Annotated in this window: 10 protein-coding genes; 9 read left to right on the top strand and 1 reads right to left on the bottom strand. The window is 44.9% G+C overall.

All coding sequences use genetic code 11. The features are described 5' to 3' along the window. Positions 1-82: 82 nt before the first annotated feature. Positions 83-2,752, top strand: a complete 2,670-nt coding sequence (locus tag MHI25_RS26525; protein WP_076281966.1) for a copper amine oxidase N-terminal domain-containing protein — start codon at positions 83-85, stop codon at positions 2,750-2,752. A 198-nt stretch (positions 2,753-2,950) separates the two neighbouring features. Next, on the top strand, positions 2,951-5,197 hold the full coding sequence (locus MHI25_RS26520) for an AraC family transcriptional regulator (RefSeq protein WP_036685428.1): 2,247 nt from the start codon (positions 2,951-2,953) through the stop codon (positions 5,195-5,197). A gap of 64 nt (positions 5,198-5,261) precedes the next feature. Here the strand turns inward: MHI25_RS26520 and MHI25_RS26515 are convergent, their stop codons facing one another. Continuing rightward, the gene (locus tag MHI25_RS26515) at positions 5,262-6,146 is read right to left on the bottom strand and encodes a carbohydrate ABC transporter permease (RefSeq protein WP_076130456.1); all 885 of its coding nucleotides are present in this window, start codon (positions 6,144-6,146) and stop codon (positions 5,262-5,264) included. Positions 6,147-6,421: 275 nt separating this feature from the next. Between MHI25_RS26515 and MHI25_RS26510 the strand changes: the two genes are divergently transcribed. From MHI25_RS26510 to MHI25_RS26480, 7 genes are all read left to right on the top strand, one after another. Continuing rightward, entirely contained in the window at positions 6,422-7,387 is a 966-nt protein-coding gene (locus tag MHI25_RS26510) for an ABC transporter permease subunit (RefSeq protein ID WP_305953707.1), read from the top strand. 88 nt (positions 7,388-7,475) lie between these two features. After that, positions 7,476-9,032 (top strand): extracellular solute-binding protein, encoded by a 1,557-nt coding sequence (locus MHI25_RS26505; protein ID WP_076130457.1) that lies wholly within the window; start codon positions 7,476-7,478, stop codon positions 9,030-9,032. 94 nt (positions 9,033-9,126) lie between these two features. Then, the gene (locus MHI25_RS26500) at positions 9,127-10,284 is read left to right on the top strand and encodes a glycoside hydrolase family 88 protein (protein WP_076277180.1); all 1,158 of its coding nucleotides are present in this window, start codon (positions 9,127-9,129) and stop codon (positions 10,282-10,284) included. A 5-nt stretch (positions 10,285-10,289) separates the two neighbouring features. Further along, positions 10,290-11,660, top strand: a complete 1,371-nt coding sequence (locus MHI25_RS26495) for a glycoside hydrolase family 28 protein (protein WP_076130458.1) — start codon at positions 10,290-10,292, stop codon at positions 11,658-11,660. 74 nt (positions 11,661-11,734) lie between these two features. Then, a complete protein-coding gene (locus tag MHI25_RS26490; RefSeq protein ID WP_248549565.1) occupies positions 11,735-13,321 on the top strand; it encodes a glycoside hydrolase family 43 protein in 1,587 nt (528 codons plus the stop codon). A gap of 80 nt (positions 13,322-13,401) precedes the next feature. Further along, positions 13,402-20,778: a pectinesterase family protein gene (locus MHI25_RS26485; RefSeq protein WP_340394605.1), complete on the top strand. Its 7,377-nt coding sequence runs from the start codon at positions 13,402-13,404 to the stop codon at positions 20,776-20,778. A 208-nt stretch (positions 20,779-20,986) separates the two neighbouring features. Then, positions 20,987-21,913 carry a DMT family transporter gene (locus tag MHI25_RS26480; RefSeq protein WP_076307022.1) on the top strand — a complete coding sequence of 309 codons (927 nt, stop codon included), beginning with the start codon at positions 20,987-20,989 and terminating at the stop codon, positions 21,911-21,913. Positions 21,914-22,065 lie beyond the last annotated feature (152 nt).

Genomic DNA, 22,065 nt, shown 5'->3' with positions numbered 1-22,065 from the left:
ATAATGCGTGAAACTTTTATCCTAGTAGGAGCGTCAAAAGGTTAGGAAAAAAATGTATTCGTCATTCCAGGAGGGTGAATCTGTGAAGAAGTTATGGATTTCTATTTTAGTGGGCTTATTAGTTTTGCCGATGATGTTTCAATCTTCAGTGAAAGCTGCTACTGCGCCCATCAGTATTTTTATTGACGGGGTTCGATTGTCCACAGATCAAGCACCGGTGATGGTAAATGGACGGACGATGGTACCCCTACGGGCAATCTTTGAAGCCTTTAATGCCACCATCAAGTGGAATCAGAAAACACAAACTGTAACTGCAACTAAAGATGATACAACGATTATGTTAAAGATTGGCTCAAAGACAGCCACGATTAACAATAAAGCTGTAACTCTAGATGTGCCGGGTCAGAATTTAAAAGGAAGAACGATGGTTCCTACACGGTTTGTAAGTGAGTCATTGGGTCATGATGTGGGTTGGAATCCGAGCACCAAAGTGGTGACCATAACGACTTCCGGCGGTAAAACTGGAACTGTAAATCCGGCATCGAATGTGCAGTTAAAGGATGTAAGTGATAACGGTGACGGCCGTGATCTCCAGGTCAGCTTCACCCAATCTTCTAATGAAGCTCTTGTGGATCATTACCGGGTAATGATTGTAAAGGCTTGGAGCACTTTTAATATCTCATCTGCACAAAAGGTTACATCCGCCAATTATTCTACTGTTTTAGCTACAGGCACTAATCCTACGATTAGAATGACCGCAAATTCAAGGGATGTGGATGGTGACCTCATTAAAGGTAATCAAACCTATGTAGCTTATGTTTTCGCAGTGGGCAAAGGCAATAATACCAGCGCTCTCTCGTATAGTTCTTCGACTATATCGCTTAATACTAATACTGTAGTCGTTGCTCCAAGTAATGTACAAGTAAGTGATGTGAGCGATTATAGTGATGGCCGCGATTTAGCCGTAAGTTTTAATAAGGTATCGGATGAATCCAAGGTGAGTTCTTACCGGATATTTGTAGTCAAAGCTACTAATTATTCTTCTTTTAATTTGGCGGCAGCAAATGCTGTTAGCAGTTCAAATTACACACAGGTCAACAAAACAGGCTCCAATATCACTCAGATCCTATCGTCAGGAGCGAGGGATGTGGATGGAGCCCTCATTAAGACGGGAGTTGGTTACCGTGTGTTTGTTATGGGTGTAGATAGTGGCAGTAATACAGCCAATAATTTATTGTCTGCTGCTTCATCTGCGATTACGCTGTCCTCGGTCAATGTCTCTAATTTAAGTGTAAGCGACGTTAGTGACTTTGGAGATGGCCGTGATTTAAAAGTATCCTTTAACCACGCCACAGATGAAACGTATATTAGCCAGTACCGAATTCTAGTTGTGCCTACAGCTTATTCCAACAACTTTAGTTTATCTGAGGCGAATAATGTCTCCAGCTCTTACTACACAACGGTGAGCACAACAGGATCTAGCACCAGTCAAGTGTTAGCCTCGTCAGCAAGAGACGTGCGTGGTAATTTGATTAAGAATGGAACACCTTACAGAGTGTATGTGTTAACGATTGGAAGCGGGAAGAATTTGGGCACCAACATTCTCTCAACGGAGTCAACATTAATTACGTTGGCTGTTGACTACAATGTGAGTGCTGTCTACAATTTGGATGTAAGCGACGTAAATGACTATGATGATGGCCGTGATTTAAGAGTATCCTTTGACCACGCTACGAATGAAACGTATATTAGCCAGTATCGCATCCTGGTTGTACCTACTTCCTATTACAGCAGCTTCAGTTTATCTGACGCCAATAATGTGTACAGTTCTAACTACACAGCAGTGAGCACAACAGGATCCAGCACCAATCAAGTGTTAACCTCGTCATCAAGGGACGTGCGCGGTAACCTGATAAAGAGTGGAATCAATTACAGAGTATATGTATTAACCGTCGGAAGCGGGAATTACTCAGGCAGCAATGTTCTTTCTTCTGGTTCACCTTTAATTACGTTGAATGTAGATTACAAATTGGCTCCTATTTCGAGCTTGGATGTAAGGGACGTTAATGATTACGAAGACGGCAGGGATTTAAAAGTATCCTTTAACCATGCCACGGATGAAACGTACATTAGCCAGTATCGAATCCTGATTGTACCTACTTCCTATTACAGCAGCTTTAGTTTAACCCAGGCAAATGCGGTTTCTAGCTCCAATTACACAGCGGTAGGCACTTCAGGAAATAATACCAGTCAAGTCTTGGATTCTTCAGCCAGAGACGTAAACGGAAATTTAATAAAGAGTGGAATCAGTTACAGAGTGTATGTGTTAACGATTGGCAGCGGCAAGTACTCAGGCACTAATGTGTTGTCCTCAGAGTCGAATGCCATAACTTTATCCACTAAGCTGCCGGTAACCTCTGTCACCAATGTAACGTACAGTGTGGATGAGGGTAAAATACTAGTAAGTTTCAACCGTTCCTCTAACGAGTCTAACATTTCGGAATATCGAATTCTGGTGGTTCCGTCCAAACAAGGTTTTGGTTCAGCGGAAGCAATTGAGGTGAAATCCTCGTATTATACGTCGATAACGCCTAACGGAACGAATCCTACAATTGTAGCCTCGAGAAGAGATGTTAATGGTGCATTAATTGTTAAGGGTGTTAAATATAAAGTATATGTTCTTGCGGTAGCCAATAATAATGGCGTGCAGAGTGGTGGTCTTTCGGATTCAACGGAAGAGATTGAAATATAAGGATAGGGAATAAAATCATTATAATATAAGGCAAAAAACCTTCATTGAGCACTGGGCTTGATGAAGCGCTTTTTGCCTTGTTTTTTTGTTTTCTATTTTTTATAAAAATAGGGTTGCGAGTATACACATTTAAAACATTTGGTTTAACCTATTGGAAGCGCTATAATTGAAAATAATTACATGCTTAAGGAGTCTATCATGAAAAGAGGCAGGATATTCTACAAGATTTTTGTTCCTATTCTGGTGCTGGGAATTGGCCTGGTTATTAGCTTCGGTGGCTATATTTATCTGACGACGATTAATTCGGTAAATGAAAGAGTAGCGGATGATAAACAGAGTTTAATTACTCAAATTAAAAACACCTTGGAACAGAAAATTCAGACCATCGAATACGCTTTTAATACTTACAGTACCACCAGTTCCTTCAGGGAGGTCGTGCAAAATCCGATCACCGAGCAGGATTTTGAGAAGTATCGCGAGATTAATTCCCAGCTTAACTACATTGCCAGCATGGGGATGGATTTTGTTAATTATTCTCTAATCAGTTTGGAGCAGAAATGGCAGATTTCCAATGGTAAGCTTTCACATTTAACGGAAGAAGAGAGCAGGACACTTTATGAGAGCTATATTAATAACCGTAGCCGGGGGTTGTTTTGGGTTAAGACGGATAAGGGTATCCGCTTTGTAAATACCCTGCCGGTATTCTCACAGACCAAACAGGCGATTGCCTTATCTGATATATCCCTTCAGACCTTGCAGAGCACCCTTCAGACCGAAGGAAACACACCGGTGTTTATTCTTAACCGGGAGGGTGAGCTTTTATATGAGTCGGAAACTGGAAAGTCCCTGCTGACTAATAATCAACTTAGCCATATCACTAATGTTGCTGGAGGCGGGGGGCAATTGGGGACGATTGCCATGGAGCGGGCTGATCACCAATCGATAAAAGCTATTTATGCTAAATCTTCTTATAATAATTGGATTTACGTAACTATTTTGGATAAATCAGAAATTTCTGATGCACTAAAGACAACCCGATTTGGGATTGTGATGATGGTACTGCTTATTACGTTGTTGATTGCGGTAGTCGCTTATGTGATCTCTTTGTATTTCACCAAGCCATTCCGGCAGATTCAGCGCCGATTATTGCCTGCCAATGCGGAGCTAGAGCCTAAGAATGAGGTAGACTGGATTATTAATTCGATTGATACCATCTTATCGGAGAAAGAAAGCCTAGAGGGTCTGATTGAGTCTGAGATGCCTAAGTTGGAAACTCAGTTTATTCTAAATCTGTTTCGTAGCCGGATATCCCAAGAAGAGCTTAATCTGGGTTTGCCTCGTTTCGGTTATGAGCTGTCACAGAATTCGGTGTATGCAACGCTGCTAATACAGCTGGATAACTATGGGGAACGGCAGGCTAGCGATAAGGATCTTCTGCTTGTAGCGGTTAACAAACTGGTGGAAGAGCTAATTCCGCAGGAGAAGCGGATGATTCCTATCCTATTAAATGACCGTACACAAGCAACCATCCTGATCTTTGAGGGAGCGAATGAACAGGAGAACCGGAGAATAGCACTGGACTATGCCAAGACAATTATTCGAACAGCTAGAGAGATCCTGAAACTATCCATTAGCGTTGGAATCAGCAATTTTTATGATAATTTATTGTTTAGTAGGGAAGCTTGCGAGATGAGTAAGCAGGCGCTGCATCATCGTTTAAATCTGGGCAAAGAGTCTATCATCTTCTATGAGGATATATCGAAGGTGATCTCGGGTCCAGTTCTACTGCATTATCCGTCTGAGTTTGAGTCCCAGTTATTTGACGCGATTCGGATTGGAGATGAAGAACAAGTCTCCTGTTCTCTGTATCCATTACTCGGGGAAATGATGAAGCACAGTAAGAACCCTTTGAATTTCGAAGTCACATTAATACGTTTCGTCAACAATCTGATTCAGTTGGAGCAGCTGCTGGGTGTAGAGGTTCTGCTGACAGAGGACAATTCTACGTTGTATCACCGATTGTTAGACATCCGTAATCCGGAAGAGATCGAACGCATTTTGGTCAAAGAAGTTATCCATCCGATGGTGACCAGCGTTAAGGAGAAGACAGACCGTCAGTTCCGCCTCTTATCCGATAAAATTGCGGTGATTGTCCGCTCGGAATTTGATCAGGACTTAACGCTAGAATTAATTGGTGATCGTCTCCATTACAGTCCGAACTATTTAAGCAGTATTTTCAAAAAAGAGTACGGGATGACGTTTAGCGAGTATCTGATGAACTATCGTCTGGAAATGGCTAAGAAGTGGCTGGTGGAAACGGATATGACCATTAAAGAGATTGCTGAAAGGCTGCAGTACCATAATCCACAGAACTTTATTCGATCCTTCCGTAAAAAAGAACATGTAACACCAGGTGCATACCGAACCCAGAAACAGGAGAAGTAAGGCGCTGAACACAAACAGCCAGCCCCGGGAGACCGGGGCTGGCTGTTTGTGCAGCTGCAATGTTTTAGCCTTTTACAGAACCCAGCAGGGCTCCTTTGGTGAAGTGTTTTTGTACGAAAGGATAGGCGAGCAGCATTGGAACGGTTGCGACTACGATAACCGCCATTTTGATGGTTTGAGCAGGTGGGATAATATCAACAGAAGCATTATCTCCCTGCATCCCGCTGGCGACGATAACAATTTGGCGCAGCAGGACTTGAATAGGCCACTTAGTGGAGTCTGTCATATATAAAATTGCACTCATATAAGTGTTCCAGTAAGCTACCCCGTAGAACAAGGAGAGGGTCGCGATAGATGGCATCGCCAGCGGAAGCATGATTTTGAAAAATACACCAAAATCATTAGAGCCGTCAATCTTGGCTGATTCCTCTAGCCCTTCCGGCAGCGCCTGGAAGAAGTTACGCATAATGATCAGGTTAAAAGCATTGATCGCAACAGGCATGATCATGGACCAGTAGGAATCGATTAATCCGAAATATTTAACTACCAGGAAAGTAGGGATCATTCCCCCGCTGAAGAGCATGGAGAACACGATTACGAAATTGATGAAATCTCTTCCGTATAGATATTTTCTAGATAATCCATAAGCCATTAAAGAGGTAAGAACCATACTGACAACTGTACCCACTAAGGTTACACCGATGGATACGCCAAGCCCTTTAAAAATAGTAGGCGTTGACAGTATATAACGGTAAGCATCCAAAGAGAATGTCGTCGGGAACAGGATGAAGCTTTTTTCTACTACCTCCTGTGTTGAAGCAAAGGAACTGGCAAACACATTGACAAAGGGTAAAAGACAGGCTAGGGCAATGAGTGTAAGCAGTGTGGTATTTACAATAGTAAACAGCCGGCTACCCATATTTTCTTTTTTAAAAGATGATTGCGACATGCAGATATCCTCCTTGTAATCGTTTCATTGAAACTTTAACAGGGGTCTGTTATTCCGTATATAATCATTAGCTTGGGCTTTGTTTTGGGAGGAAAAAGCGTGATAAGGCATAGATGATCTTTATGTATTGTAGTAATCACTATAAGATGCACGGGCCTGGAAAACCTTATAGCTGTAGGGTTCTCGGAGTATCAGTATCTGATGATTATATACGTAATGGACGAATGATCGTAATCTGGGAATCGTAAAGAAACGCGATCAAGGAGGCCGATCAGGTGAAAGAGGCAAACGTCACCATGCTGAACACGAAAGTTAATCCAGTAAGAAAAAAGCGAACGGGGCCTAGCTGGCTGAGTTTAAAAAGAAACAAGTTATTGTATCTAATGATACTCCCGGGATTTTTGTATTTTGTTATTTTTAAGTACCTGCCTATGGGCGGTCTTATCATTGCATTTCAGGACTATCAGCCGTTTCTGGGTATAGCGGATAGCCCGTGGGTAGGGTTTAAGCATTTCGTCCGATTGTTTACAGAACCTACCTTCTTTATGCTATTGAGTAATACACTTATCCTGTTTGCATTAAACATTTTTATTTTCTTCCCGCTACCTATTATAGTGGCGCTGATGCTTAACGAAGTTCAGCACAAGTTATTTAAGAGCACCATTCAAACGATTATTTATATCCCCCATTTCATGTCATGGGTTATCATCGTCTCCATTTCCTATGTATTTATGAATGTGGATGGAGGGGTGCTGAATGAGATGTTGGCGGCCCTTGGGATGCAGAAGATCAGCTTTTTGACTTCTCCTGAGTGGTTGCGTACCGTGTATATCGGACAGATCATTTGGAAAGAAATTGGTTGGTCAACCATTATTTATTTGGCAGCCATTACCGTAGTGGATACGCAGTTATATGAAGCAGCTGAGATGGATGGAGCGGCAAGATTACGCAAAACATGGCATATCACCTTGCCGGCGATTCGCCCAATCATTATTACCTTGCTTATTCTGAAGATTGGCCACACGCTGGATCTGGGCTTTGAGCATATGTACTTGCTGATCAATTCCTTGAACCGCGAAGTTGGAGAAATTTTCGATACCTATATCTATACAGCTGGTTTAAAGAACGGACAATTGAGTTTCAGTACCACAGTAGGTCTGTTCAAGGGTGTGGTTGGCTTGATTCTCGTTATGCTGTCGAACAAGTTAGCCAAAAAAATCGGCGAAGATGGTGTTTACTAGGCTTCATAGTATGCTGAATTCTTACCTCTGCCTTAAAGGCAGAGGTGGAAGATACAACACAAATACATTAGTAAAAGGGGTAATGTTGATGAATCGCAATTACAAAAAAATTGCAGCCTTAATGTTGTGTAGCGGGTTAGTACTCACTGCATGCGGAGGAGGCAATAACGCGAAGGAGTCAAATTCTTCAAATGAGGGAACGAATTCAACGGCTAAAACTACTGCCGCACCTGCAGATGTGCTAGATGCTAAAGCAAAGATTAGCTGGCTGAACATTTTACAAACGTCTACAACACCAACGGGTCCTATTCTGGATAAAATTGAAGAATTGACGAATACAGAGATTGAATTCTCATGGATTCCGGATCCTTCCAAAGAAGAACGTATTAATACTTCATTAGCATCGAATTCCCTAGCAGACATCGTTACCCTGACTATTCTTGATAACTCTTCTGTACGTAATGCACTGAAGGCCGGTATGTTCTGGGAAGTAAGTCCTTATCTTGATGAGTTCCCGAATTTGGCTAAAATTTCACAGGATACACGTACATCGGCATCGATTGCAGGTAAGCTGTACGGGGTTCCTTTCCAGAAGTCCTTGGCTAGAAACGGCGTTGTTCTCCGTAAAGATTGGCTGGATAAGCTTGGACTGCAGGTTCCAAAAACAACAGATGAGTTGATGGAAGTTGCGAAAGCGTTTACCGAAAAAGACCCTGATGGTAATGGCAAAAAGGATACCACAGGCTTCATGGACCGCAGCGATCTTGTATATGGAGCATTTAAGACATTGGGCTCATACTTTGGAACACCGAACTATTGGAGTGTAGATGATGCGGGTAAAATGACACCGGAGTTCGATACAGAGGCTTATGTCAAGACCATGGATTATATGAAGACTCTTTATGATGGTGGTTATATCAATCAGGATTTCGCTGTGACGGCTAAAACAGATCAGCAGCAGAATTTTGCGCAAGGAAAGGCTGGAATTTATGTGGGTGCCTTGTTTGACAGCAAGAACCTGCTGAATCTGTCCAAAGGCATACAGGATGGTATGGATTTGGTTATGGTTAACGATATCACTTCCACTGGTAATGAAGCGGATCGCGCCATCTGGGCTGGTAATAACGGAATTGGGGGACTGTTGTCTTTCCCGAAATCCGAAGTCAAGGATGAAAATGAATTAAGACGGATCTTGAAATTTGTTAATGATCTTATGAATGAAGATGTCTATGGCTTGATGACTTATGGTATTAAGGATGTCCACTATACAATCGATGGAGAACAAGCGGTTACGATTAAGGATACAGATCTCTGGAAGCAAGAAGTTCAGCCATTTTCTGCATCTCGTCCATTAGAGAATGGATTCATTATCCATGATGCTGATCCACTCAAAGTTGAAGCTGATAAGCTGATCGTTGAGAATGCTAAATATGCTGTACTGAATCCTGCTTACTCTCTGGAATCTGAGACCTATTCTACTCAAGGATCTGAGTTGCAGAAGATTATGACAGATGCCACTTATAAATATATCCTAGGCAAAATTGATTTGGACGGATTTAAAGCTGAGGTTGAAAAGTGGAAGAAATCCGGCGGCAGCAAAATCATTACTGAATATGAAGCTGCTTATAAAGCTGTAAATCCTTAAGAAGTACTACAGACTATATTCTAAGAAAAAAGTAGAGGGGTCCTAAATGGGGAGGCTGCGTTTAGGACCATATCTATTCAAACAGGAGGAAAAAATGAAAGACAACAATGCACTTAGGAGTATGGGCTGGGGTGTTCGAATGGCAGATTCGATTATGGAGCGAACGCCAAGATTATATGAGGATAACGGATATCATGGAAAATGGTCTTATGATTATGGAGTCATCTTGAAGGGTTTTGAGCTGCTGTGGAGACAGACCGGGCAGGTTAAATATTATCAATTCATCAAAGATAATATGGATTATTTTATTGAGGAAGACGGCTCTGTGAAGGGATATCGCCTGAGCGAACATAATATTGATCACTTAAATAACGGAAAGATCCTATTTGTGCTCCATAAAGAAACTGGGTTAGCGAAATATAAAATGGCTGCAGATTTATTAAGAAAGCAGATAACAACGCATCCTCGAACCTCAGAAGGTGCGTTTTGGCATAAGAATGTATATCCTTATCAGATTTGGCTGGATGGCTTGTATATGGGCTCTCCTTTCTATCTGGAGTATTTACTTGAGTATGAAGGCGGCAAGGGTGTGGACGATGTGACCCGGCAATTTATTCTGTGCGAGCGTCATACCAAGGATGCTGAGACGGGTCTTCTGTTTCACGCATGGGATGAAAAGCGGGTACAGCCGTGGTGCGATCCTGAAACGGGGCTGTCTCCGAACTTTTGGGGGCGTTCGCTGGGCTGGTATGTGATGGCGCTAGTGGATGTACTCGGAATGCTCCCTGAGGAACACGCGGATTACGAGATCTTGGCACGTATTCTGACAGATACGCTGACAGCGCTTCGTCAGGTTCAGGATGCGGATGCTGGAGTCTGGTATCAGGTTGTAAACATGGGCGGCCGTAAAGGCAATTATTTGGAGGCTTCCGCCTCTAGCATGATCACCTATGCAATGGCTAAGGGCATTCGGATTGGTGTACTCGATGATAGTTGGTTCGAGACTCTTGACCGTGCTTATCAAGGTCTTATTGCTGAATTTGTGCTGGAAACCAAAAAAGGCTGGGTTAACCTGAATAAAAACTGCCAGGTCGCTGGACTCGGTGGTGAGGACCGGAGAGATGGTACTTACGCCTATTATATCAGTGAACCGATCGTAACCAATGATCAGAAGGGGCTTGGCGCATTCCTCCTGGCTTGTGGAGAATATGAATATTTGCAGCATCCCGCCGTGACGAAAGGAAGCGAGTGAAGCACATGTCTATCTACAATATAAATGACTACGGAGCACATCCTAATAGTGCAGAGCCTTCAACGGAAGCGATAGCCAGTGCCATTCATGCGGCAAGCGAGGCAGGGGGAGGAACAGTTTATGTTCCTTCCGGGCACTATCAGACGGGTGCTATCTTCATGAAAAGCAATATTGAGCTGAAGCTCAGTCCTGGAGCTGTGCTTAGCTTCAGCTCTGATCCTAACGATTATCCGGTGGTGGATTCCCGTTGGGAGGGTGTGAAGCAGAACGTCCATGCTTCATGTATTTTTGGAATAAATCTAGAGAATGTATCGGTTACAGGTGCAGGCAAGCTGGATGGAAGGGGCGCACCTTGGTGGGATAAACATCGGAATTCTCCTGATTCACTGCTGTATCCCCGCCCGAAGCTTATCAGCTTCGACAACTGCCGTAGAGTCACGCTCAGAGATCTGACACTCGTGAACTCCCCAAGCTGGACTGTGAATCCTATCTGTTGCCATGATGTTACGATTGATAATCTGTCGATCTATAATCCGGCGGATTCGCCTAATACAGACGGTATTGACCCAGAATCCTGTGTGAATGTCCGCATCAGCAACTGCAATATCGATGTGGGTGATGACTGCATCGCCATTAAAGCAGGGACGGAGGATACGAAGGAGCGGGTTGCCTGCGAGAATATCACGATAACTAACTGCACGATGATTCATGGTCATGGCGGTGTGGTGCTGGGAAGCGAAATGAGCGGAGATATCCGTAATATCGTGATCAGCAATTGCGTGTTCAAGCAGACGGACCGCGGCATTCGGCTGAAGTCCAGACGCGGGCGCGGAGGTGTTGTCGAAGATATTCGTGTCAGCAATATCGTGATGGAGGACGTGATCTGTCCGTTTATTCTTAATCTTTATTATTTCTGCGGACCACGTGGTAAGGACAAATATGTATGGGATAAGAATCCTTATCCGGTGACGGAGGAGACCCCCTGCTTCCGACGGATTCATTTTGCTAATATTACTGCTCGGAATGTTCACGCGGCTGCAGGTTTTCTTTACGGCCTTGCGGAGCAATACATTTCAGAAATTACCTTTTCCGATATTGATATTTCCATGGCAGAGAATGCAATCCCTGGTCGTCCAGCCATGATGTCAGGAATCCAGGATATGAACAACCGTGGGTTTTATCTGGGCAACGTAAGAGATATTCGCTTCCGCCAAGTGACGATCGAGAATCATGAAGGACCGGCTTTTTATATTGAAAATGGAGAAACGGTAGATATCACCGGCTGCCAATCGAGAAACACCCGTAAAGTGGAAGAATTAGTGCAGCAGGTAACCGTTATCCCGTCACAGGAAGATCTAAGTGAGCAGACAGACTGATAATTGACAGGATAGACCGCAGATTTGCTTAGGGTGAAGGGTGCGGATGTATGGAAATAGGAAGGAGTATGAAGATGATTACAGATAATATTCAGACTGGAGTTATTCACAATCCCATATTAAAAGGCTTCAATCCTGACCCTTGTATTGTAAGAGCGGGGGAGATGTACTATATTGCTGTTTCTTCTTTTGAATGGCTGCCCGGTGTGAGGGTGTATCAATCAGCGGACTTAGCAGACTGGGAGCATTGCACAGATATTCTGACTCATCAGGTAGATCTGCGGGGAAATCCGAAAAATTGCAGTATCTGGGCTCCACAGCTTAGTTATTATGACGGTTTGTTTTATCTGATTTATACCGATGTTAAGAGCACCAAACGGCCTTTTAAAGACTGTCATAACTATCTGATCACTGCGGAGGGTATTGAGGGACCTTGGTCTGAACCGGTATACCTAAACAGCAGCGGGTTCGATCCATCTCTGTACCATGATGAGGATGGGCGCAAATGGCTGCTGAATGAGCTGTGGGATTACCGGATTACGGAAGGCAATAAGTCCTGCGGGATTGTAATTCAGGAGTACGATCCAGAGCAGTGCCAATTAATAGGTGAACCTGTGAAAATCTTTGATTGCACGCCGCTGAAGAAGACGGAAGCGCCGCATATTTACAAGCGGGGAGGTTATTACTACTTAATTACGGCAGAAGGCGGCACTGGATCGGGGCATGCCGTAACCGTAGCGCGCTCCAAGGCGCTGCTTGGTCCGTATGAGGTGGATCCGCTCAATCCGATGTTGACCTCACGGGATAATCCCGAGCTGCCGCTTCAATGTGCAGGCCATGGAAGTCTGGTAGAGACACCAGAAGGTGAATGGTATATGGCCCATTTGTGTACGCGACCCCTTGAAGGCGAATACGCCATACTGGGGAGAGAGACTGCCGTTCAGCAGGTGCACTGGAATGAGGAGGGCTGGTTAAGACTAACCTCAGGCGGAAATACACCACAGCTCAAGGTACCAGCACCTAAAGGAACACAGTTCCTGAACCAAGTGCGGACGCTTGAATTTGAGGATGATTTTAACGGCCCAGAATTGAAAAAGAACTGGAATACATTGCGGATTCCTATGAATGAAAGCTGGTGTTCCCTTGCTGAAAGACCGGGCTGGTTAAGAATCAGGGCCGGGGAGTCCGTGCAGAGTCTGTTTGAGCATCATATTCTGGCTATTCGCCAGACGGATATAAGCTTCCGCGCTGAAACAGCGCTTGAATATGAACCGAATACTTATCTGCAGATGGCAGGACTACTGTTATACCTGAATGAGGATAACTATCTTTATGCGTATATCAGCCATGAAGAAGGACGTGGCAAGGTGCTGCGGTTAATGCGCTGTCAGCGCGATGAATTCACTGCGGAGCCTGTAATGATTGAACTAAATGCAGGGGAGACAGTGCGGATCGCGGTTGAGGTGCAGGAAGTGACTGGGCAATTTGTTTATCTTAAGGGTGACGATACGGAGTGGAAGCCACTTGGCGATCCGCAGAATATCAGCTTTTTGTCGGGAGGCTTCACTGGGAACTTTGTTGGCATTGCGGCGCATGATATGCAGCAGTTCGGTGGTAGCAGTGCTGATTTCGCATATTTCCGTTATCAGGGCAAGGAATAATACACACGGCTTTACTAAGGAAGGGGTTGCTCTGAGGACAGGGCCCCCTTCTTATTCCAATAGATATTAGGAGGTCTTGTATGAAGAGAAAATGGTTATCCGGGGCGCTGGTTGCGAGTCTTCTTGCAACATGTATGCCATTTGGTGGTGTCGAGGCCGCTTCTTTGGAAGCGCTTCCTGCTTTTCCGGGCGCGGAAGGCGGCGGCAAATATGTAACCGGCGGAAGAGCTCAACCTGTGTATGAAGTAACGACGTTGGCTGATTATGGTATCAAGGAAACTCCGATCCCCGGCTCCTTCCGCGATGCGGTAAGCCAAAGTAATCGGACCATTGTTTTTCGAGTGGGGGGAACCATCCATCTGAAGGAATCCCTCAAGATTACCGGCTCAAATCTGACGATTGCCGGGCAAACGGCTCCAGGTGACGGAATTACAATTGCCGACTACACAACCTCTGTTGAAGCTGACAATATTATTATGCGCTATATGCGTTTCCGGTTAGGCGACCGGGTAGCTAGTGAAGATGATGCTTTTGGATCAAGGTACCATAAGGATCTCATTATCGATCATAGCTCATTCAGCTGGTCGGTGGATGAAGTGGTCAGTCTGTATGATAACGAGAATACTACTGTGCAATGGTCGATATCCGCTGAAAGTATGCTGATGACGACACACCAGAAGGGACGTCACGGCTACGGAGGAATCTGGGGTGGCAAAAATGCCAGTTTCCTTCACAATCTGATTGCTCATAGCACCAGCCGCAACCCCCGTTTGCCGACGGTGACCAAATTGGTGGACCTGACGGAAATGTCTAATAACGTTATCTATAACTGGGGATTCGCTTCGACCTATGGTGGGGGAGCAGAAGATTATCGATATAATATCACTAACAATTATTATAAAAATGGTCCAAACACCTACACCAGTGTAAAAAATCAATTGTTTGGGGAAGTGTCACCAGAAACCCGGTTGTTTATAGATGGGAACATCATGGATGGTAATCCGAAGGTTACTGAAGACAACTGGAAGGGTGTGCAAAAGTATTCGGATATCTCTAAGCTTACGGAGCCGGCAAAGATGCCTAACCCCTATGCGGCAGTGTCGGCGGAGGAAGCCTACGTAAATGTAATGGCTGATGCCGGTGCCACTCTGCCAAGGCGTGATGCTTACGATGCGCGGGTCATTAATGATGTGAAGAATCGCACTGGACAGCATATTAATTCACCTATTGAAATAGGCGGTTACCCAGACTATACAGAGACAGCTTCCAATGTAATCGACATGGATCATGACGGTATGGATGACAACTGGGAGATTGCTAATGGACTAGACCCTACCGATTCTGAGGATGGTAAGAAGACGACGTTATCTGCGGAGGGCTATACGAATCTAGAAGTGTATCTGAATGATCTGATTGTGTTGGGAAAAGCAGGGAATGAGCATACAGACAATCCTGTAACCGCTATTAATTATCCTGTGAATAACCAAATCATAGAGTCGGGCAACAATGTGAATGTTACAGCCTCTGCCAGTGATAGCGATGGTATTGCTAAGGTGGAATTTATCGTTAATGGTGTGAAGCAAGCCGAAGCTACCACAGCACCTTATAGTTTCGATTGGAACAATGTGCAGGATGGTACCTATTATCTCGTTGTTCAGGCTATAGACAATAAGGGTCTCAAGACACAATCTGATAACGTGGCTATTCATGTCAACTCGTCTGGATCCGTTCTTCCTTGGACTTCGGTGGATATTGGCCATCCAGGGATAGCGGGAGTGACTACGCTTCATCCGGATAGCGGGAAGATTACGCTCAAATCGGCTGGACTTATCGGAGCAACATCAGAGAGCGAAACGGCTGTTGATAATTTTCAGTTTGCTTATCAAACCCTGACAGGCAATGGTGAAATTATTGCTAGAATCGACTCCGTAACGGGAACTGACGATTATGCCAAAGCAGGTGTCATGATTCGTGATAATCTCAATGAGAACTCTAAAATGACAATGCTGGCAATCCCTTATGTCAAATATGGCAAGAAGGGAGTTATGATTACCCGCTCCACCACAGGAGCCAAGGTGGTAAAAACAGAACCGGACAGCTTCATCAATACACCTTATTGGGTGAAACTGGTTCGTCTTGGTAATGAAGTGACAGGTCTGGTATCGCCGGATAAAGTAACATGGAGTAAGGTAGGCACGGTGAAGCTTGACCTGAATGATACGGTTTATTTTGGTCTTGCAGCCGATGCCGCTAAGGTAGATAACGAGGTTAATCGTTATAATGCATCTGTCTTCAGTGAGGTGGAGCTGAAACCGCTTAGTGATCAGTTTCCTACTGCGCCCCGTGGTCTTACAGCGACAGCAGGTGAGGAAAAAGTGAAGCTGAATTGGGAGGATGTTGGTTCTGCCAAGTCGTATAGTGTTAAACGTAGTGAGGTTTCAGGCGGTCCATACAAGACGATCAATACTGAAATTAAAGATAGCCTGTATACTGATTCCGGACTCAGCTCCGGAAAAACTTATTACTACGTGGTCAGTGCAGTGAATGAACTTGGTGAAAGCTTTGATTCCGATGAGGCCAGCGCTACGGCTGAAGGTGAAGCAGGTAATGTGTATTATGTGGATGAAGACTTCGAGCAGGTTGCTGTGGGTGTGACACCAGAGTATTATGATGTGACTCCAAATCCACAGACTGAAATTCAAAAGGTTATTGTATCTCCCACACCGTCTGACAGTAAGGGGAATACGTCAGATCAAGTGTTGAATGTGTTTGATGGTGCGAACGGCAGCGTGCAGTTTATCCGCAAATTCGCGCCAATTACGGGTGCACTCGTTATTGACACTGACTTTATGTTTGCGACAGAATCGGGAACCTCGGTGTTCCTGCAGGCCCAGAGTACAGATGGAAGCAAAACGGCATTCTCCATTGAGAGCAGAAAGCCAACGCTTCCTGAAGCTACAGGTAAATATACGCTAACCATGAGCAGGGGGAGCAGCCAGTATCATCAACTGATGAACTCTTATTCCCTAAAACAATGGTATAACCTGAAGCTAAAGGTGGATGTGAACAACGATAAAGTGGATGTATATATTGATGATCAGCCTGCGGGCTCTTTTCCGTTCACAACTACGAATTTCGCCAGCTATGGCATTGGGCGTATTTTGTCCAAGACTCCAGGCGGCGGCTCAGGAAATTATTACTTAGATAATTTAAAGATCTATGTTGAGCCGATTGAAACACCGCTTGGACTGACTGGACTTCCAGGAAACCAAGCAGCCCAGCTATCCTGGCCTGCTCTTGAAGGGGCAACTTCCTACAATATTAAGAGAAGTCTTAAGAGCGGGGGGCCTTATGAGACTATTGCCAACGCTATTACAGAGACATCATATATTGATACTGAAGTTACCAACGAAACTACCTATTATTATGTTATCTCGGCGATGGCGCCCACTGGTGAATCGGGAAATTCCAATGAAATTAGTATTACCCCATCCGCTTTGGCGGTGAAATTGCCTGCGCCAGAATCGTTCGCGGCCGTAAGTCGGAATGCTCAACTGGATCTCAGCTGGAATGCTGTGGAGAATGCAGCCAGCTACAGCATCAAGAAGTGGAATGAGACTTCAGGCAGCTATGAACTCGTGGCAAAAGAAATCGCCGGCACAACTTACCGCGTCGGAGGTCTGGCCAACGGGCAAACCTACCGTTACGTCGTATCTGCAACCAATGTGGCCGGAGAGGGAAAAGAATCAGCGCCTGTTGAAGCTACTCCGCAATCTCCTTTGGGAACGCCTGTCGTTTCCATTGAAGCTGGTGACAGTGTAATGAAACTCAGCTGGCCAGCGATTGAGGAAGCGAGCCAGTATATTGTCAAACGTGCCTCATCGGCGAAAGGTCCTTATGAAGTGCTCGGGTCTGATTTATCAGGCACAAGCTTTACTGATAGTGGGCTCGTAAACGGAACACCGTATTATTACAAAGTCAAAGCAATAAATGGTACCCGTAGTAGTCTAGATTCAGCTGTTGCCTCAGCGGTTCCATACCAGAATTCCGGCCAGCCGCAGGCTCCACAAGGAGTTAGTGCTGAGCCTGGCAACACTGATATCCATCTGACTTGGAATGTAGCTGATGGAGCTAGCAGCTATCAAATTCTACGCTCGGAGAGCGGTGGCAGTTATGCGGTCGTGGCCGACGGCATCGAAGCAACAGATTATACCGATAAAGGCTTGAGCAACGGGACTGCCTATCAATATGCGGTAATCGCCATCGGTGATAAGGGTGCCAGTCTTCCATCCGAGGTGGTCAAGGGAATTCCAGCTCCTGTCATTATTGTTGCTCAGAATGGGACAGGAGATTATAAAACGATTAATGACGCTATTCAAGCAGCACCTGATAATAGTGCCCTAACCACGATTATTAAAGTGAAGAACGGCACATATAAGGAGAAGGTGCTTGTACCTTCTAGTAAGATGAATATTAGTATCATCGGTGAGAGCCGGGAAGGTACCGTACTTATTAACGGTGACTCCGCGAAAACCATTGGCTCAGATGGTAAAGAAATGGGCACCAGCGGCAGTTATACACTAAAGGCTGCTGCAACTGATTTCACACTGGAGAACATGACGGTTGAGAACAGTGCTGGGCGGGATGCCGGTCAGGCAGTCGCTTTATATGCTGAAGGAGACCGGGGAGTGTACAGAAATGTTAAGCTTCTAGGATATCAGGATACCCTGTTCGCAGATAAGGGAAGAGCTTATTTCGTCGACAGCCATATTGAAGGTACAGTGGACTTTATCTTCGGTAATTCCGCTGCTGTATTCGAGAATAATGTGATTCAAAGTGCGGGTGCTGGCTATGTTACTGCGCCTTCCACGGCAGCGGGTAAGCCTGGTTATGTGTTCATCAATAATCGACTAACTGCCAGTGAGGACGTTGCTGCTGGAACCGTTGACTTGGGCCGGCCATGGAGAGAATACGGCAGCTCTACCTTCATTAATACGGAGATGGGAGCTCATATTCGTGCTACTGGCTGGCATGAATGGTATGAAGGTCGTTCCAAAACTGCACGGTTCTCTGAGTTTTTAAGTTACGGAGAGGGTGCTAATGAAGCTTCACGTTACAGCTGGTCCAAACAATTAACAGCAGAAGAGGCGGCTGCCTATACGATTGAAGCTGTGCTTGGTGGAAGTGATGGCTGGAATCCACAGCAATCCAAGATCTTAGTGGGTCAAGAGCAGATACCTGAGTTACATGTCTCTTCAATTACTGTAACGGGTAAAGATGGAATTAGCAGCATTGAGTCGAAGGGCGGTGCCTTGCAGCTGCAAGCCTCTGTGCTTCCAGAGAATGCGACGAATCCTAAAGTTATCTGGACGGTAACTGAAGCAGATGGGATAACCTCTACGGATAAAGCGGTTATTAATGAGAAGGGCTTGCTGACAGCTAGAAAGAACGGTAGCGTACAAGTAACTGCGCGAGCTATAGATGGAAGTGGAGTATCCGGAAGCCTAGAGATTAACATCAGCGGACAAGATGAGATTGCCCGTAATCTGCCCGCTGCAACGCTGAACGGACCGGTCACAGTGGCGGCAGGACAGGATTTCACTTACCGTGTAGGGCTTACAAATGTTACTACCTCCGTCTACAAGGAAGTGTATGCTGTAGACTTTACCATGGCATATGACGTATCTGGTGTGGAATTCGTATCCGCTCAGACCTTGCCAGACGGATTCAGCATCACTCATATTAATGAGGACAGTCCAGGTCTAATAACAGTTAGTGTAGCTGGAACGGAGGCAGGAAATATCCTGACCGATGATGCGGAATTCTTAGAAATGATCTTCAAAGCGAAGAAGACAACCCGTGAAATCACCGTGCCGCTTGGATTTATTTCTTTCCGGGGATCCAACACAGATGTTGAATTTGACATCCTGCATGAGGCACAGTCGGTTGTTCATGTCATGCCTATATCCGTCATGGAGATAAAAGTCTCCTCCAAAGATAATGTGAGCGAAATCAAGTCAGGGCAAACCCTGCAAATGGCAGCTGTAGTCCTGCCGGACCATGCATCCGATCCAGCAGTGAGCTGGTCAGTGGTGAATGAGGATGGATCAGCTACTGAGCGAGCATCTATTACGGATACCGGCTTGCTCACTGCAATTGCAGCAGGCAAGGTAACCGTGAAAGCGACAGCTAAAGATGGCTCTGGTGTTGTAGGCATGATGTCCATTGAGATTATGGCAGAATCGCAGGTTTCAGAATCGGGCGGTACTTCATCTTCAACGACATTCAAACCAGTGAAACAACCGGAACCAACTGTGAACGCAAATGGAGTTACTCTTTCCGTGACAGCGGATGTGAATGGTAAAGCTATCGCAGAGGTATCCTCAGCGATTCTGCAACAAGCAATTGGCTCAATGCAGAATGGAGTATTGAGAATCACAGTGAAGCCATCCTCTGCCAGCTCGGTGGTTGAACTGACCTTGCCAGCTCGTGAGTTGGCTGGAGCGGGAGCAAAAGCAATTCAACTTTTAGAAATAGACATGGGATTGTCTACGTTCCGAATAAATGCTGACCTGCTTCTTGCGATGGCAGGATCTGACGCCGTAAGCGTGAAGCTTGTAGTTGGCAAAGTTGACGCGAAGACACTGTCGCTTCAGACAGATGTCGGGGATATTTATGAGTTTAAGTTCTTTGTTGATGGCAAACAGTTTGACAGCTTTGGGCGTGGACTGAAGGTTGAACGGGATTACAAACCAAAGACAACTTCAGGTGTAGAACAAATAGTAGTCTACCAAATCCGTGAAGACGGGACTGTGGAGGTGGTTAGAAACTCTCAGTTTAATCTGACAACTGGCAAGATCATCTTTAGACCAGACAATTCCAGCAGATTCGCAGTAGCATATGCGGAAAATTCCTTTAAGGATATCGCTGGACTAGGCTGGGCACAAAATAGCATTCAAGCCCTCGCCGCCAGAGACATCCTGAATGGCACCGGAGATCATAATTTCGGGCCACAGCTGAATGTAACTCGGGCACAGTTCCTAAAGATGCTGATGCTTGCATTAGAGCTAGAGGAAGGTAATGCGGCAAGTACATTTAAGGATGTTTCGCTGGATGCTTGGTACTACAGCTCTGTTGCTGCTGCTCAGCAGCTAGGAATTATTCAGGGCAGATCTGATGGAACCTTCGGTGCTAATGAAACGATTAGCCGTGAGGAAATGGCGTTGATGGCTTATCGTGCAGCACAGCTCGCTAAGCTTACGGTCGTGGGAGTGGACCAGCCAGTGAATTTCAATGATGCCGCTGACGTTTCAGCCTACGCTCGTGAGGCTGTACAATTCATGAGCGGAGCAAAGATTATTCAAGGTGTGGGCAAAGATAACTTTGCACCTAAAGCCAATACAACTCGTGCTCAGGCAGCTGTTATTGTCTATCGATTGTTCCAGCTAAATCCTTAAATTTCAAGTTGACACCCTGTGTGATTTATCATATTATGATTGGAGTTGTTATAAGTAAATAAACCAAACTCTATCCAGTGGATGGAGTGGCGGAATTTTGTCAAAGATGTATTCTTTGGTTTCAATCGCCCCTTGTCATTTCGATGACAAGGGGCTTTATTATGTTAATGAGCTTGCTCAAGAGAAAGGGAAGAGGTTTACGATGAATATGAAGTTATTCAAATATGCTTTACTAGTTTTTTTAGGCGCTTGTAGTTATGGCTCACTCTCTACGATCGTCAAGCTTGGAATGAACGATGGTTTTAGAATGAAACAATTGGTAGGATCACAATACTTTTTTGGATGGTGTATGCTGCTCTTGCTGGTCTTATTATTTTCTCGAAAGAAATTAGGGTTAAAAACAGGCGGGAAATTATTAGCCGCTGGGATCACCATCAGTTTAACTGGCATATTTTATGGCTTCGCCGTTGAACAATTACCTGCTTCGATTGCGATTGTACTGTTATTCCAATTTACTTGGATCGGTGTAATTCTGGAGGCGGTTGTAGATCGAAAACTTCCTAGTCGGGAAAAAGTGATTTCGATGGTTATCCTTCTAATTGGTACAGTATTAGCGGGGGGCATCCTTGAGCCGAGTATAGGTGGAATTACGACCACTGGTGTGGTTTTTGGCTTAATGTCAGCCGTGTCGTTTGCTTTCTATATTTTTGTGAGTGGACGAGTAGCTACGCAGGTGCCTGCCGTTAATAAAAGCTTGTATATGACCACTAGTGCAATGGTTATTATTATGACTGTTTTTTCGCCTTCGTTTTTATATGACGGTGCGATTACCGATGGGCTTTGGAAATACGGCCTACCTCTAGGTTTGTTGGGCATCGTAATTCCAGTTCTGTTCTTTTCGATCGGGGTTCCGAAGCTGGGTTCAGGTCTAGGCGCGATTTTAGGGGCAGCGGAGTTACCGGCAGCTGTAGTAGCCTCCGTGTTAGTTCTGCAAGAAGAGGTATCATTACTTCGCTGGATCGGGATTATCGTAGTTCTGATCGGGATCGCAGCTCCACAAATCCTACCGATGGGGACAGGGAAAAAGTCATCCAAACCATCACCAAAACAATCACTCCGTAAGGTAGAACTTTAATCGGCAAACTGGCATCGATGGTATGATCTGATCCTGAGAGGATTAGATTATCTATCGGTGTTTTTTTTGTGGAAAAAAAGATTGGTGTTAATTTTTCTGGTATCGATAATGGATGTCTATTATATAGTGGTTCTATTCTTAACTAAATGGAG

The organism is Paenibacillus sp. FSL E2-0177 (assembly GCF_037992975.1).
Taxonomy (GTDB): domain Bacteria; phylum Bacillota; class Bacilli; order Paenibacillales; family Paenibacillaceae; genus Paenibacillus_AQ; species Paenibacillus_AQ odorifer.
Note: the sequence above shows the minus strand (reverse complement) of the source record. Positions and strands in the feature narration are given on the sequence as shown.

What these genes read in the sequence shown, in the direction of transcription:
- MHI25_RS26485 (WP_340394605.1), top strand. Translation starts at nt 13,402, where the DNA reads ATGAAGAGAAAATGGTTATCCGGGGCGCTGGTTGCGAGTCTTCTTGCA.
- MHI25_RS26505 (WP_076130457.1), top strand. Translation starts at nt 7,476, where the DNA reads ATGAATCGCAATTACAAAAAAATTGCAGCCTTAATGTTGTGTAGCGGG.
- MHI25_RS26495 (WP_076130458.1), top strand. Translation starts at nt 10,290, where the DNA reads ATGTCTATCTACAATATAAATGACTACGGAGCACATCCTAATAGTGCA.
- MHI25_RS26480 (WP_076307022.1), top strand. Translation starts at nt 20,987, where the DNA reads ATGAAGTTATTCAAATATGCTTTACTAGTTTTTTTAGGCGCTTGTAGT.
- MHI25_RS26500 (WP_076277180.1), top strand. Translation starts at nt 9,127, where the DNA reads ATGAAAGACAACAATGCACTTAGGAGTATGGGCTGGGGTGTTCGAATG.
- MHI25_RS26515 (WP_076130456.1), bottom strand. Translation starts at nt 6,146, where the DNA reads ATGTCGCAATCATCTTTTAAAAAAGAAAATATGGGTAGCCGGCTGTTT.
- MHI25_RS26520 (WP_036685428.1), top strand. Translation starts at nt 2,951, where the DNA reads ATGAAAAGAGGCAGGATATTCTACAAGATTTTTGTTCCTATTCTGGTG.
- MHI25_RS26490 (WP_248549565.1), top strand. Translation starts at nt 11,735, where the DNA reads ATGATTACAGATAATATTCAGACTGGAGTTATTCACAATCCCATATTA.